This window comes from Streptomyces sp. Ag82_O1-12, from assembly GCF_900182715.1.
GTDB classification, from domain to species: Bacteria; Actinomycetota; Actinomycetes; order Streptomycetales; family Streptomycetaceae; genus Streptomyces; species Streptomyces massasporeus.
The window spans coordinates 249,916-263,954 of sequence record NZ_FXUW01000001.1; the positions used below are offsets into that span (position 1 = coordinate 249,916).

The following is a 14,039-nucleotide window of genomic DNA, read 5'->3' on the forward strand; positions in this document are numbered from 1 at the left end:
GCAGGCACACAAGGCCGTCTCGGGTCCGGACACCGCACGGGAGCGGAGTGTCCGGTTCGGCGAAGGAGTTGGTCATGACGCAGAACGGTGATGACGCGACGCTCGTCCGGCGACCGGGGATCCCCGATCTCCGGTCGGCACCGGACGGGGACGAGCCCGCGCCACCACAGGACCCGCAGGCGGACCAGCCACTGCAGGAACTCCCCCAGGACCGCAACCAGGCGCTCCTGGAGGCGGCCAAGCAGGTCGGTGCCCTGCTCAAGCGCGAGGGGCACCTGTTCGCGCTGGCCGGCGGTGTGGCCGCCTACGCCCATGGCGGCGAGAAGAACCTGCAGCACGACGTCGATTTCGCGATCCGTCCCGAGGACGCGGAAGCGGTGGCCGCCACGCTCCATGAAGCCGGGCTGACGGTCTACACCCCGCCGGAGGACTGGCTGATCAAGGCCACGTGTTTCGGTCAGCCGGTCGACATCATCTTCGAACTGGCGCACCGGCCGGTCGGCGCGGACATGCTGGAGCGGGCGGAGGAGCTGTCGGTCGACTCGGTGCGCATGCCCGTGCTGGCCCCGACCGATCTGCTGTGGAGTCTGACCGCCGCGTTCTCCGAGCACCACTGCGACTTCGGGGCCGCCCTGCCCATCGCCCGCGCCCTGCGGGAGAAGGTGGACTGGGAGCGGGTACGGCGCGAGTGCGGGGACGAGCCCATGCCGGCGGCCTTCTTCTTCCTCCTGGAGCGCCTGAACGTCATCTGAAGGAGTACCCATGAGCACCCACGGTTCACAGGACGCGGGCGGCGGACCGCCGGCCGAGAACCTGGACTACCGCATCGCCCACCTCCAGGACCGCCTCGCCTCCGGTGAGCTCGGTGAACTGGGCGTACGCGTCGAGGCCCGCGGCCGGACGGTGCTGCTCACCGGCACCGTGCCCTCGGCGCCCTGCCGCGACGAGATCGTGCGCACCGTCCACGAGGAGCTCGCCGGGTTCCCCGTGCACAGCGACCTCGTGGTCACCGAGGCGTCCTCCCCCGACCACGCGGAGGAGCTCTCATGATCCGCATCGCAGCCGTCGGAGACATCCACATGGGGCCCGACAGCCAGGGCGTGCTGCGCCCCGCCTTCGAGACCCTGCCCGAGTGCGCCGACCTCCTGCTGCTGGCCGGGGACCTCACCCGGCACGGCACGCCCGAGGAGATGCGGGTGGTGGCCCGGGAGATCGAGGATCTCGCGGTCCCGGTCGTCGCCGTCCTCGGCAACCACGACCACCACGACGACCGGCCGGACGAGGTCACGGCCATCCTCCGGGACGCCGGGGCACACGTCCTGGAAGGGCAGGCGACGGTGGTCGAGAGCGGTGGTGCGCGGATCGGCGTCGCCGGGACGAAGGGGTTCGGCGGCGGCTTCGTGGGCCGCTGCGCCGGGGAGTTCGGCGAGCCGGTGATGAAGGAGTTCGTCCGCCACTCGCGCCGGTGCGCCGACGGCCTGCGGGCCGCCCTGGAGCAGCTGAGCGAGGAGGGCTGTGACGCGCGGATCGCCCTGACTCACTACTCCCCCGTCGCGGACACCCTGGCGGGCGAGCCGCTGGAGATCTACCCGTTCCTGGGGAGCTATCTGCTGGCCGAGGCGATCGACACGGCCGGGGCCGACCTCGCGGTGCACGGGCACGCGCACGCCGGCACGGAGCACGGCATGACGAGCGGCGGCGTGCGGGTGCGCAACGTGGCCCAGCCGGTCATCGGACGGGCCTTCCACGTGTACCACCTGCCGGTCCGGGAGCCCGCCGCGACCGGCGCCGCCGCACAACAGGCCCACTGAGCACACCTCTCCCCCTCCGCCGCCGGCGAACGCCGGCGGCGGTTTGCGTTGCCCGCCGCCACGCGCCCCGAACCGGCCGTGTACCGCCTGTGGTGTGAACCCCCCGCACGTCGTGCCCGTTTCAGGCATTTTGTCTGCTTAGCATGCGAACTCCGCGCTCCGCACATCGGCGATGTCCCCACGCGTCCGTCCGGGGCGCACGTGCCCCGTACGAGAGGACATCAGATGGCGCTGACGGGCCGTCAAAGACCACCCTCCGAGCATGCCTTCTCCCCGCACGACGCCGTACTGCGCAGCGCGGCGCCGCATGTCGCCCGCCGTCGCTTCCTGACCGTCACCGCGGCCGCCGCGATGCTCGCCTTCAGCACCAACCGGCCGGCGCGCGGCGCCACCGCCACCCGTGAACGCCCCGGGGCCCGGATCACCGACAACCCGTTCACCCTCGGCGTCGCCTCCGGGGACCCGCTCCCCGACTCGGTGCTGCTGTGGACCCGGCTCGCTCCCCAGCCGTTCGCGGAGGACGGCGGCCTCGGCCAGGAGCGGGTCGCCGTCTCCTGGGAAGTGGCCCTGGACGAGTGGTTCGTCATCGTCGAGCAGGAGGGCACGGCGACGGCCCACCCCGAGTACGCCCACAGCGTGCACGTCGACGTCAAGGGCCTGCAATCGGACAGTGAGTACTACTACCGGTTCCGGGTGGGCGCCTGGATCAGCCCCGTGGGCCGCACCCGCACCGCCCCGGCCCCGGGCAGCGACACCGACAGCCTGCGGCTGGCGGCCGTCGCCTGCCAGGCCTACCAGGACGGCTACTACACCGCCCACCGGCATCTGGCGCAGGAAGACGTCGACGTGGTCTTCTTCCTCGGCGACTACCTGTACGAGTACGCCGTCGACTCCGCCGGCGGGGCCCGCCGCTACACCGACCGCAAGCTGCCCGACGTGTTCAACCGCGAGGCGACCACGCTCGCGGACTACCGGCTGCGCTACTCGCTCTACAAGAGCGACGCGGACCTCCAGGCCGCGCACGCCCAGCACCCGTTCGTCGTCACCTGGGACGACCACGAGACGGAGAACAACTACGCGGGCGCCTACGACGAGAAGGGCAGCACCCCGGAGGACTTCCTGGTGCGGCGGGCCGCGGCCTACCGGGCGTACTGGGAGAACCAGCCGCTGCGCGCCGAGCAGTTGCCGAACGGGCCCGACGCCCGGCTCTACCGGCGGCTGACCTGGGGTTCGCTCGCCCAGTTCGACATCCTCGACACCCGCCAGTACCGCTCCGACCAGGCCTTCAGCGACCGGCCGCACGCGCCGGGCCCCGAGTCGGACGACCCGGCCCGCACCCTCACCGGTGCCGATCAGGAGCGCTGGCTGCTGGACGGCTGGCAGAAGTCGACCGCGCTGTGGAACGTGCTGCCCCAGCAGGTGTGCTTCTCCCAGCGCAAGTTCGACCTGACCGAACCGGCCCGGGTCTCCATGGACGCCTGGGACGGTTACCGGGCCTCCCGCGGCCGCGTCATGGCGGGCGCGAAGGCCGCGGGCATCTCCAACCTCATGGTCCTCACCGGCGACGTCCATGTCGGATACGCCTTCGACATCAAGGAGAACTTCGACGACCCGGCCTCCAAGACGGTCGGCACGGAGTTCACCTGCACCTCCGTCGCCAGTGGCGGCAACGGCACCGCGAAGCCCGCCGAGTGGGACACGTACATGAAGGCCAACCCCCACATGAAGTACTTCGACGGCCGGCGCGGATACGTCCGCGTGGACATGGACCGCGAGCTCTCGCAGGTCGACTTCCGGACCGTGCCGGCCATCACGACGCCCGGGGGCGGCATCTCGACGACCGCGTCCTTCGTCACGGAGGTGGGTTCGCCCGGCCTGAAGTCCGTGTGAGGCGTCCGCCGTACTGCACATGGCGCCGCCTGCCCGCACCAAAGCGCGAACCGGGACGGCCCGGGACATCACACCGGGCCGTTCCGGCTAGCCCATCCGTATCGAGACCGTACCGAACGCTGTGATCGAAGGAGACGCATCGCATGGTCCACAGACATGCCGTGACCGGCCGCCGGGTGGCGCTGACCGCGCTCGGCGCGCTCGCCGCCACCGGGATCCCCGCCGCCGTGGCCGCCGAGCCGACCCCCGCGGCGGGCCCTCTGCCCTCGGCCGCCCAGACCCTCGGCGCCGACCGGCCGTCGGCCCCGATGCTGCGCGCCCTGGAGCGCGACCTCGGGCTGACGCCGGCCCAGGCGTCCCGGCGGCTGGTCAACGAGGCGGAGGCGGGCACCCGGGCGGGGCGCTTGCGCAACGCCCTTGGCGACCGCTTCGCGGGAGCCTGGCTGCGCGGCACGACGTCGCAGGAGCTCATGGTGGCGACCACGGACGCCGCGGACGTGCCCGCCATCAAGGCGCAGGGCGCGAAGGCGGCCGTCGTGAAGAAGCCGCTGGCCGGTCTGCGGGCGGCCAAGCAGAAGCTGGACGCGGCGGCCGCCCGGGTCAGCACCCGCGAGACGCCCCTGTGGTACGTCGACATCCCGGCCAACCGGGTCGTGGTGGAGGCCGGGAGCAAGGCCGCCGCGGCCTCCTTCGTCAAGGCCGCCGGCCTCGACGGCAAGAGCGTGAGCGTGAAGGTCACGAAGAACCGGCCGCGGCTCATGGAGGATCTCACCGGCGGCGACGCCTACTACATCGACGGCACCGCCCGCTGCTCCATCGGCTTCTCCGTCACCAAGGGCGAGCAGGAGGGCTTCGCCTCGGCGGGCCACTGCGGCAAGCCGGGCGCCAAGACCACCGGGTACAACCAGGCGGCGCAGGGCACGTTCCAGGCCTCCACCTTCCCCGGCAAGGACATGTCCTGGGTGGCCGTCAGCGACCCGTGGAAGGCCACGCCCAACGTGAAGGGCGAGGGCGGGCAGACGGTGGAGATCACCGGCTCGGTCCAGGCGCTCGTCGGGGCGGCCGTCTGCCGCTCGGGCTCCACCACGGGGTGGCACTGCGGCAAGGTCGAGCAGCACGACACGAGTGTCAGCTACACCGAGGGCAAGGTGGACGGGCTGACCCGGACGACGGTGTGCGCCGAGCCGGGCGACTCGGGCGGGCCGTACGTCTCGGGCGTCCAGGCGCAGGGCGTGACGTCCGGCGGCTCCGGCGACTGCACGACCGGCGGCACCACGTTCTACCAGCCGATCAATCCGCTGCTCAGCGATTTCGGCCTCACCCTGAAGACCGCCGGGGCCGAGACCCCGGCGCCGCAGGGCAACGCCGCGCAGACCTGGGCCGCGGGCCGCGTCTACGAGGCCGGGGTCACGGTGACGCACGCGGGTGTGCGCTACCAGTGCCTGCAGACCCACCAGGCCCAGGGCCCCTGGGCGCCCGCCGGCACCCCTGCCCTGTGGCAGCGGGTGTGACGAAGGGTCAGGGCTGTCCGGCGCCGGAGCGGCATGTGCCGTCGGCGCCGGGCGGGCCCGGTCACTCCCCGGCCAGCAACGCGTACGCGGTGGCGACGAACGGGTCGTGGGCGCGGAAGCGGCGGGTGCAGACGGCGGCCAGTGCGGTGCCGGTGTCGGGGCGGAAACCGAGGAACGCCTGCTGGCCCAGGGTCGCGCCGCTGTGGAAGTACAGCGGTCCGCCGTCGGTGGGGTGACGGAACCAGGCGACGGTGTGCACGTGCCGGTGCGTCAGACCTCTGCGCAGCACGGGGCGGCGCACCGCGCGCAGGGCGGGCGCGAGTTCCGGTCGTGCCTCGCCCGGGTACAGATGCGCCTCCAGGAAGGTGAGCAGGTCGTACGGCGTGGCGCGCACGGCGCCGGCCGCCTGGAAGCCGCCCGCGTCGAAGGGGGGCACGGGCGTCTCGCCGTCCCTGCCGTGCCCGACGGCGTCGAGTCCCGAGTCGTCCGCGCGCAGGGTCGTGCCGTCGAGGCCGAGCGGGCGCAGCACCCCGTCGGTGACGAGGTCCTCCCAGGGGGTGCCGGTCGCGGCGGCCAGGGCGTGTCCGAGGACGGCGACGCCGTAGTTGGAGTAGCGCCAGCGGGTGCCGGGGCGGTGCCGCTGGCGGTGGCGCAGGTAGGCGTCGACGACGCGGGAGGCGGGGAAGCGGGCGTAGGGGTTGGTGTGCCAGGCGGGCAGGCCCCGGAGGAAGAAGCCGGCCGGGAGGGCGGGCAGTCCGGAGGTGTGGGTGATCAGGTGGGCGAGCGTCACCGGGGTCGCGCCGGCGGGTCGTCCGCCGTCCAGGAGGGCGGTGGCCGGTTCGCCTCCGGACAGCGCGCCGGCGTGGATCAGCCGGGCCAGGAGCAGGCCGGTGAACGTCTTGGTGGCCGAGCCGATCTCGTAGCGCAGGTCTTCGCGGGGCAGCGGCGGGGGCGGTGCGGTGCCGCCGCTGCGGATGGTGCGGTGGCCGTGGCGCGAGAGGGCGAAGACGACGTCGGGGGCGTCGGACGCGGTGACGGCGTCCGCGAGCAGCCGGTCGTCCGGGGGGACTTCGGCGGGTGCGACGGCCGGGGTCGGGATCGTGTCCTCGGTGTCGAGCGGTCCGGGTTCGCCCGGCCACGGGGGCAGCGGACGGGTCGTCATGACGCGTGGGCCAGTCCGGACAAGGCCCGGGACGTGGCCAGGACCGAGGCGAAGGCGGCGACCAGCGTCGGGTGGTAGACGATGTCGAACACCTCGTCGGGTGTGCCCTCGGGCATCGTGCGGATCGCCGGCATCGCTCCGTCGGGCTGCTGTGCGGCGGCGAAGGCCTGCCAGGCTCGTTCGTCCAGGGTGGGGCGGGGCAGGCAGGCGTCGACCACGAGGAGTTCGCCGAGCAGGTCCCAGCGCTCCAGGTCCAGCCAGTCGTCGATCCAGACCGGCAGCCAGGTGGCGAGGTAGTCGGCGATGTCCGGCGGCAGGCCGTCCGGGTTCTCGCCCCAGTCGGTGAGGTGGAAGACGGTGTGGGTGACGTCGTAGGCGATGTGGCCCTCGACGGTCCAGGGTTCCGGGGTGCGGGCCAGCCAGGTCGCGCCCACGAGGTCGGCCTCGGGCGGGCGGGGTGTGAGGCCGTAGCGGCGCTGGAACGCGGAGAGGCCGAGCCGCCGGGTCGGGGTCGTCTCGAACCCGATCCAGCTGTCCAGCCGGTGGTTCAGCACCGCGGCCCGCTCGACGTCGGGCTGGCTGTATCCCAATTCCCTGAAGGGGAGGTACACCTCGAACGGGATGGGTGAGATGGGTTCCGTCCGCTGCCCGCGGACCAGCATCGTGCCGCCGTCGAGGGTCTCGCGCCAGGCGTGGTCGAGCAGTTGGCGTGCGAGCTGTGCCTGGCGTGAGCCGGCCACTCCCTCGCGGAACAGCACCTTGCAGATCAAAGCCAGTTCACCGACGGGCTTGAAGCGCTCCAGGAAGCCGATCTCGGGGTCCACGTCGGGTTCCAGGCGGAATCCGTCCCGGTGGGCCCACAGCCACTCGATGGCGTCCACTCCGACGGTGTGGATCAGGCGGGTGTCGGTCATACCGGTGCTCCTTGTCCAGCGGTGAGCGCCGCCGCGAAGGCCGCCATGAGGGTGGAGTGGTAGTGGTGCGCGAAGTAGGCCTCCGGGTCGCCCGCGTCCCCCTCCTCGGGGAGCGCGCCGGTCGCGTCCTGTGCCGCCGCGATCCGGCCCCAGGCATCGGCCGGTACGGCGTCGTCCGGCAGGCCGGGCACGCTCGCGGCCACGGCGAGCAGCTCGCAGGAGAGGTCCCACATCCGCGCGTCCAGGCAGGTGTCGAGCCAGGGCGGCAGCCAGTCGGCGAGGTAGGCGGTCAGCTCGGAGGGGAAGCCCTGCGGGGCACGGCCCCAGTCGGTGAGGTGGAAGACAACGTGGGTGAGCGCGTAGCCGGCGGACCGTTCGAAGGTCCAGGGTTCCGGCAGGCCGCCCAGCCAGGTGCGGCGCAGCACCTGCTCGCCGGAGCAGTCCCGGTGGACGCCGCCCCGTTCCTCGGCCTTGAGGACGCCCAGGCGGCGGGTCGGTTCCTGCTCGGTGAGCTGCCAGCCGCGGGTGCGGGCGACCGTGGCGGTGGCGGCCTCGTAGACGGGGTGCCGGAATCCGGCCGCGGCCAGGGCGGCGTAGACCTCCAGCGGGTAGGTGGCGAAGGGCTCCAGCCGTTGCAGCAGCAGGAACAGCTCACCCTCGCCGGTCTGCCGCCAGGCGAAGGCCAGCAGGTCGCGGGCGCAGGTGTGCAGGGGATCGGCGGGAGGCGTGTGCCGGGTGACGCTCGCGCAGACCTGGGCCAGTTCACCGAGCGGCTTCCAGCTGCTGTTGACCTGGCCGTCGGCGGCCAGCGCGTCCTCGCCGAGGGCGAAGTCCGCGCGGTGCGTGGACGCCCAGGCCAGCGCGGCCCGCGCCACCTGACGTATCTCCGTGGCCTGTGTCGTCGTCACACCGGCGCTCCGGTGCGCAGGTGGCGCGCCGCCCGCACCTGGAGTGCGACGAGCGGGTCGTGGCCGCCCATCAGTTCCACGAAGTCCAGGCCCGCTTGAAGTCCCAGCGTGCCGGGGACGCCGTGCAGCAGGGTCAGCCAGCGGCCCGCGCCGGCGGCCTGCCGCCAGTCCCTGCGGCGCACCGCCCGTACGAAGCCCCGGGCGACGTCCACGGGGCGCCCTTGGGCCGCGCGGGCCACGGCGCTGTCCTCGCCGGGCAGGGCGAGGGGGGCCAGCACCGCCAGTTGATGGGTCAGGACCTGCCAGCTCGCGTCGTCGAGCCACTCGGCGCCGGGTTCCGTGCCGTCGGCGGTTCCGGCGGCGGACGGCGGGTCGAGCCGGCGCAGGGTGCGCGCCATGGCCCAGTGGCTCCACAGCACGGTGGGCGCCGCGTCGGCGCGGGGCGGGAAGGACTCCACGGACTTGCGGAACACGGCGAGTTCGTCCGGGTCGGGCGGGGTGCCCAGCAGGACGGCCGGCAGCATCGCGTCGGCTCCCAGCACGCGGACGGCCGCGAGTGCGAGGCCTCCCTCCTCCACGTCGACCGGCCCGGGGGCGGCCGCTCGCGCGTGGTCTCCGCCCCGGAGGGCGGAGACCACACTGGAGGCGAGGTCCTGCACCGCGCCCTGCAAGAGGGTCGAAGTGCCAGACTGCTCCATTGACTACTCCCGTCGACTAGCCCTTCTTCGGGCGCGGGGTCGGCGGCGACAGCAGCAGCTTGGTTGCCCCGGAGGACAGTGCCAGTGCTGCGCACTCGCGGCTGTCGCGGTAGACACCGTCGAGTTCGGTCGGGTCGAGCGCCGCCTCGATGTCGACACTCGGAACGCCGGTCAGTTCCTCGATGACCTTTTCCTTGGAAGGCATAGCACCATCTCCTTGAGCTGCGTGAGTACCTTCACCTTCCGGATCACCGGAATCGGACAAAGCATGCCAACTTTCTCAGAATTCACTTAAATAACTTCTTCAACATCTCACGCACATGTGTTCGCTCCCCGTGCCCACGCCCCGCAGGGAGCGCACGGTGGAGTCGGCCGCGTCCGGCATCTGCCCGCCGGGCGGGTAGGGGTTGGTCGTCTCCGCCGCGATCCGGCCGCGGCCCGCTCGGTGGGCACACGTGCTCGGCCGGGGCGAAGAACGCAGCTGTCCGGGGAGCTGCGCGACGAGGCGCGGGTACGGCACCCGTACGGGGTGACTGGTTCGGCTCCGGCTGGGGAACCCGTCGATCGCTGTACCCACCGACTCCCTGGAGAGGGCCATGAGTCTGTTGCGTGTGCTCGGCCGCCCCATGCTGGCCTCGATGTTCCTTACGGGCGGCATGAACTCCGTCCGCGACCCGAAACAGGTCGCCGACGCCGCCGAGCCTGTCGTCCAACCCGTCACCGAGCGCATCCCGGCCCTGCCGGACCGCACCGAGCAGGTCGTACGGCTCAGCGGCGCCGTACAGGTCGTCGCGGGGCTGATGCTGGCCACGGGGCGTATGCCGCGCCCGGCCGCGCTGGCCATCGCCGCCACGCTGGTGCCCACGACGCTGGCGGGGCACCGCTTCTGGGAGGTGGAGGACCCCGAGGAGCGGGCACAGCAGCGCATCCACTTCTTCAAGAACCTGTCCATGCTCGGCGGGCTGCTGATCACGGCCGACGACACCGGTGCCCGCCCCTCGGTGGCGTGGCGCGGCACGCACGCGGCCCGCGGTGTGCGGCGCGACGCCGGTCTGGTGCGCCGTTCCGTGCGCGCCACCGCGCGGCCGGCCGCCGCGGCCGGGTGGGTCCGGGCCAAGCTCCCTGCCTGAACCTCCGGTACGGCACCGGCCGGACCGGCGGGACCGCACGTTAACCCCCTGGGGCCGGGGGGACCCGAGCGCTGGAGGTGAAGGACATGGGACACGGAGGAAACGTCATCGACGAGCTGGTGACCGATCACCGCGAGGTCGAGGAGATGTTCGGCAGGATCGAGGCCCTGCCGTCCGGCCACCAGGACCGCAAGGTGTACGCCGACCAGGTCACGATGGAGCTCGTACGGCACTCGGTGGCCGAGGAGGCCTACCTCTACCCGGCCGTACGCGAGCACGTGGCGGGTGGGGACGCCCTCGCCGACCAGGAGCTCAAGGACCACGCCACGGCCGAGCAGATCATGAAGGATCTTGAGGGCTGTGACGCGGGCGACGCCGACTTCGACCGGCTGATGGGCATGCTGATGAGCGAGATCCGCTCGCACATCGCCGACGAGGAGGGCAACCTCTTTCCGCGGCTGCGGCAGGCCTGTCCGATGGACACGCTCAACGAGCTGGGCGACAAGGTGCGCAAGGCGAAGAAGACCGCTCCGACCCGGCCGCACCCGGCGACCCCCGACAAGCCTCCGGCGAACAAGCTCCTTGCTCCGGGCACCGGGATGGTGGACCGGCTGCGTGACGCGCTGAGCGGCCGGGGCAAGTTCGAGTAGGCCGGTCACCGCGCTGTGCGGGGCCCGTCACCCCTCCGGGCGACGGGCCCCGCTGTTGTGTGCGTGAGGCCGGTCACCGGGGGACGTCGTGGTCGTGCGACGGGGGACGTCGTGGGCGTGTGGCCGGGAGTCACCGGCCCCGAGCGCGTCCGCATCGCCACGACCGCTCGTGGGCGAAGACCCGAGCGTCGGTGTCATGACCGCAGCGGTTCCCTGACCGCCGGGCGGGGCGCGGGCGCCGGCTCGGTGCTCTGGAACGGGGTGTGCGGCCGGGCCCTGCGGTGTACAAGCCATCCGCGCAGCCAGTGCCAGGTCGCGACGGGCGGGACGAGGGCGCTGGTGACCGTCATGGTGAGCACCTCGTCGCGGGTGCCCGGTCCGGGCGTGATGCGGGCGAGGGCGAACTCGGTGGTGCCGGCCAGCCACAGGGCGGCGCAGGCCGTGGCGGCCCGGGGCCGGCCGAGCAGGGCGCAGCCGAGGGCCGTCACCCCCGCTCCGGTCACCGCCAGATGCAGGGGCAGGCGCCCGCGTGGGGTCTCCGCCCGGCGCCACCAGTGCCGGCCGTGCAGCCGGGTCATCAGTACGTCGTCGGCGTTGCCGGCCTGGAGCCGGACGGAGATCCAGCGCCCGGCCTCCCGCACGGGGTGGGTGGTGGTGCGCCGGCCGCCGGTGAGCGTCCAGCCGGCGTCGAGCATGCGCAGGGCCAGGTCGGCGTCCTCCCGGAAGGCCTGCCCGAAGCGTTCGTCGAATCCCCCGGTGGCCACCAGCGCGGCGCGGCGGTACGCCGTGTCGGCGGTGATCCAGCGGGCACCGGCGAGTCCGGCCGTGTCGCGTTCCCAGTCCGTGGGGCGCCGGTCGGCGGGCAGGGGCACGTCGATGCGGGCGGTGCTCCCGGCGGTGCGCCCGGTCGCCGCGGCCAGGTCCAGGATGAGGTCGTCGCCCCAGGTGGGGCCGGGGACGACGTCGTCTTCGAGGAAGACGATCCAGGGCACGTCACCGGCGGCCCGCCAGCCGAGGTTGCGTGCGGCGGCGGGTCCGCGCGCCCCGCCGGGCACGATGACGGTGCGCTCGCGCAGCGACGGCGGGACGGCGGCGGTGAGGGGCGTCCGGGCCGCTTCGGGCCGGTCGTCGACGAGCACCACCCGGACCGGGCCGGGCCCGGTCGCCTCGGCGAGGGCGTGCAGGCAGACTCCCAGGGCGGGACCGCCGAGGGTGGGGACCACGACGGCGTACGCGACGTCTCGGGCCACGGCGTGGGGTCGGGTCATCGCGGGACTCCGGCGTCGTCGGATCGGAAGCCGAGCAGGTGACCGACGGGCGGCCCGTCGGTCACCAGGATGTCGGCGGGCTGGTGGAAGCGGGCGCTGGTTCCGGGGAAGGGCATGGGGATGCGGGCCTTTCGGCGGTCGGGAGACGCCCGGGCGTGGCGGCGGGGCGGCGGGTCGGGAGGCACACCGTCGGGGCGGTGCGGGGCGCCCGGACGGTCAGTCCTCGGTACCGGCCTCGCGGAACCAGGCGATCGTGCGCCGCAGCCCCTCCTCGGCACGCACCTGCGGGTCCCAGCCGAGCTTGTCGCGGGCCAGTGTGATGTCCGGGCAGCACACGACCGGGTCGTCCACCGGGCGGTCGATGTAGCGGATCTCCGAGGAGGACTCGGCGAGTTCGACGACCAGGCGTGCCAGGTCGAGCATGGTGAGTTCGGTCGGGTTGCCGATGTTGACGGGGCCGCGCATGCCGTGGGCGGCGGCGGCCAGGATGCCGCGCACGGCGTCGTCGACGTAGCACAGCGACCGGGTCTGGCGGCCGTCACCGGTCACGGTGAGCGGCTCGCCGGCGAGGGCCTGCCGTACGAAGGTCGGCACCGCGCGTCCGTCGTGGCCGCGCATCCGGGGGCCGTAGGTGGTGAACAGCCGCACGATGCAGGTGTCGGTGCCCCGGGCGTCGGCGTGGGCGGTGGTCAGCGCCTCGCCGAAGCGCTTGGCCTCGTCGTGGACACTGCGCGGGCCGACCGGGTTGACGTTGCCCCAGTAGCGCTCGTCCTGGGGGTTCTGCCCCGGGTCGCCGTAGACCCCGGAGGTCGAGGCGAGGATGAAGCGGGCGCCGGAGGAGTGCGCGAGGTCGAGCGCGTTGTGAGTGCCGGTGCTGCCGGTCTCCAGGGTGTGCAGCGGCAGGCGCAGGTAGTCCGCCGGGGACTCGGGTGAGGCGAAGTGCAGGACGAGGTCCGGCGGCTGTTTGATCCGAAGGCTCTCGGCGACGTCGGCCTGGACGAGCGTGAACCCGGGCTGTTCGAGCAGCGGCGAGATGTTCTCGGGCCGGCCGCTGCTGAAGTCGTCCACACAGGTGACGGCCGTGCCCGCGCCCAGCAGGGCGGCGCACAGGTGGGAGCCGACGAACCCGGCGCCGCCGGTGACGACGGCGTGTTCCCAGTTCCGCGAGAGGGCAGTGGTCATGTCGGTCTCTCCTCCGTCGGCGGCGGCGCGGCACGACGGCCGCGCCTCGGGCCGCGCACACGGGCCGGAGGGCCGTCGAGCCACGCTCAGCCTCCGCCCACCGTGCGGGCACGGCACGGTCGCGTAGGGCAAACCGGTGAGTCACGGAGGGTGAGAGACGGTGGCTGGGGAGGTCCGATCGGGTCGGGTGTGGCCGCGCGGTGTGCGTCAGGCGATCAGCGCGCGGCCCGGGTTCAACCGGTCGAGGAGCTGGGCCTGGTGCAGGTCGGCGACGGGGGCGAGCAGGTCGGGGTGGCGCAGCAGGGCGGCGGCGTTCCGGTCGCTGTCGTCGGGGGCGACGAGCCGGCGGAACTCGGTTCGTGTGCCGGTGCTGTGGCTGCCGTCGGCGAGGGCGGCGACGGCCCGGGCCGCCAGTTCCGGGTCGGTGAGCAGGCAGGCGGCCCAGCTGGCCACGACCTCGTCCACCCAGGTGCGCCAGGCGTGTGCGTCCGTGTCGTCGCCGAGGGCCGCGTCGGCGCCGGTGACCCAGTCGAGCCGCCCGGAACCGCCGGGGCCCGACACGCCGAGCAGGGCGGCGTCCATCGCCGTCGGGTACCTGAGCCAGGCCGCGACGGTCACGGCCTGCCGGGCTTGGACCTCGCACAAGGCCGAGGCCAGCGCGCCGCCGGAGGCGGGGAAGGCGCGGGTCAGCCACTGGGCGGTCGCCGCGATGACAGGGGAGAGATCTGCTTGCACAGCCGGGCCGTCCGAGGGAAGGGGGCGGGGATCTGGTCGTAGACGGTAACCGCCGTTTGTCGTCCCCGGACGTGATCGGGACCTCGTCCAGGACGTGGCCTCGACCACATCACCGACGGCGCGAGAACGCCCCCCCCCGGACCGATAGGCGGGTCAGCGGAGGAACGGCGCCACTCGGCC

The 14,039-nt window shown here is 73.3% G+C and carries 15 protein-coding genes; 7 read left to right on the forward strand and 8 right to left on the reverse strand.

Annotated features, from left to right (window positions below):
• Positions 1-74: 74 nt before the first annotated feature.
• The 5 genes from QOL88_RS01230 to QOL88_RS01250 all read left to right on the forward strand — a co-directional run bounded on the left by QOL88_RS01230 (position 75) and on the right by QOL88_RS01250 (position 5,212).
• Positions 75-752, forward strand: coding sequence for a nucleotidyltransferase family protein (locus QOL88_RS01230; RefSeq protein WP_097214667.1), 678 nt, complete (start codon positions 75-77; stop codon positions 750-752).
• Positions 753-762: 10 nt separating this feature from the next.
• Positions 763-1,050, forward strand: coding sequence for a BON domain-containing protein (locus QOL88_RS01235; protein ID WP_097214668.1), 288 nt, complete (start codon positions 763-765; stop codon positions 1,048-1,050).
• Positions 1,047-1,811, forward strand: a complete 765-nt coding sequence (locus QOL88_RS01240) for a metallophosphoesterase family protein (protein ID WP_097214669.1) — start codon at positions 1,047-1,049, stop codon at positions 1,809-1,811. Before QOL88_RS01235 ends, QOL88_RS01240 begins: the two co-directional genes overlap by 4 nt.
• 225 nt (positions 1,812-2,036) lie before the next feature.
• Positions 2,037-3,701, forward strand: coding sequence for an alkaline phosphatase D family protein (locus QOL88_RS01245; protein WP_097214670.1), 1,665 nt, complete (start codon positions 2,037-2,039; stop codon positions 3,699-3,701).
• A gap of 143 nt (positions 3,702-3,844) precedes the next feature.
• Positions 3,845-5,212, forward strand: coding sequence for an alpha-lytic protease prodomain-containing protein (locus QOL88_RS01250; protein ID WP_097214671.1), 1,368 nt, complete (start codon positions 3,845-3,847; stop codon positions 5,210-5,212).
• A 61-nt stretch (positions 5,213-5,273) separates the two neighbouring features.
• On the opposite strand, the gene QOL88_RS01255 is transcribed toward QOL88_RS01250, so the two are convergent.
• From QOL88_RS01255 to QOL88_RS01275, 5 genes are read right to left on the reverse strand one after another with little or no spacing between them, the layout of a single operon-like run.
• The gene (locus tag QOL88_RS01255; RefSeq protein WP_097214672.1) at positions 5,274-6,374 is read right to left on the reverse strand and encodes a serine hydrolase domain-containing protein; all 1,101 of its coding nucleotides are present in this window, start codon (positions 6,372-6,374) and stop codon (positions 5,274-5,276) included.
• Positions 6,371-7,288, reverse strand: coding sequence for a DUF6895 family protein (locus QOL88_RS01260; RefSeq protein ID WP_097214673.1), 918 nt, complete (start codon positions 7,286-7,288; stop codon positions 6,371-6,373). Before QOL88_RS01260 ends, QOL88_RS01255 begins: the two co-directional genes overlap by 4 nt.
• Positions 7,285-8,196, reverse strand: coding sequence for a DUF6895 family protein (locus QOL88_RS01265; protein ID WP_257027369.1), 912 nt, complete (start codon positions 8,194-8,196; stop codon positions 7,285-7,287). Before QOL88_RS01265 ends, QOL88_RS01260 begins: the two co-directional genes overlap by 4 nt.
• A complete protein-coding gene (locus QOL88_RS01270) occupies positions 8,193-8,894 on the reverse strand; it encodes a hypothetical protein (RefSeq protein ID WP_097214674.1) in 702 nt (233 codons plus the stop codon). The genes QOL88_RS01265 and QOL88_RS01270 overlap by 4 nt, the downstream gene beginning before the upstream one ends.
• Before the next feature lie 16 nt (positions 8,895-8,910).
• The gene (locus QOL88_RS01275) at positions 8,911-9,099 is read right to left on the reverse strand and encodes a hypothetical protein (RefSeq protein ID WP_030853640.1); all 189 of its coding nucleotides are present in this window, start codon (positions 9,097-9,099) and stop codon (positions 8,911-8,913) included.
• A 391-nt stretch (positions 9,100-9,490) separates the two neighbouring features.
• On the opposite strand from QOL88_RS01275, the gene QOL88_RS01280 reads away from it, so the two are divergent.
• Together QOL88_RS01280 and QOL88_RS01285 are read left to right on the forward strand one after the other, a co-directional pair.
• Positions 9,491-10,024 (forward strand): DoxX family protein, encoded by a 534-nt coding sequence (locus QOL88_RS01280; RefSeq protein WP_097214675.1) that lies wholly within the window; start codon positions 9,491-9,493, stop codon positions 10,022-10,024.
• An 86-nt stretch (positions 10,025-10,110) separates the two neighbouring features.
• Positions 10,111-10,674 (forward strand): hemerythrin domain-containing protein, encoded by a 564-nt coding sequence (locus QOL88_RS01285; RefSeq protein WP_097214676.1) that lies wholly within the window; start codon positions 10,111-10,113, stop codon positions 10,672-10,674.
• A 194-nt stretch (positions 10,675-10,868) separates the two neighbouring features.
• On the opposite strand, the gene QOL88_RS01290 is transcribed toward QOL88_RS01285, so the two are convergent.
• From QOL88_RS01290 to QOL88_RS01300, 3 genes are all read right to left on the reverse strand, one after another.
• Positions 10,869-11,942 (reverse strand): glycosyltransferase family 2 protein, encoded by a 1,074-nt coding sequence (locus QOL88_RS01290; RefSeq protein ID WP_097214677.1) that lies wholly within the window; start codon positions 11,940-11,942, stop codon positions 10,869-10,871.
• Between the two features lie 216 nt (positions 11,943-12,158).
• Positions 12,159-13,124 (reverse strand): NAD-dependent epimerase/dehydratase family protein, encoded by a 966-nt coding sequence (locus QOL88_RS01295; protein WP_097214678.1) that lies wholly within the window; start codon positions 13,122-13,124, stop codon positions 12,159-12,161.
• Between the two features lie 207 nt (positions 13,125-13,331).
• Positions 13,332-13,859, reverse strand: coding sequence for a hypothetical protein (locus QOL88_RS01300; RefSeq protein WP_097214679.1), 528 nt, complete (start codon positions 13,857-13,859; stop codon positions 13,332-13,334).
• Positions 13,860-14,039 lie beyond the last annotated feature (180 nt).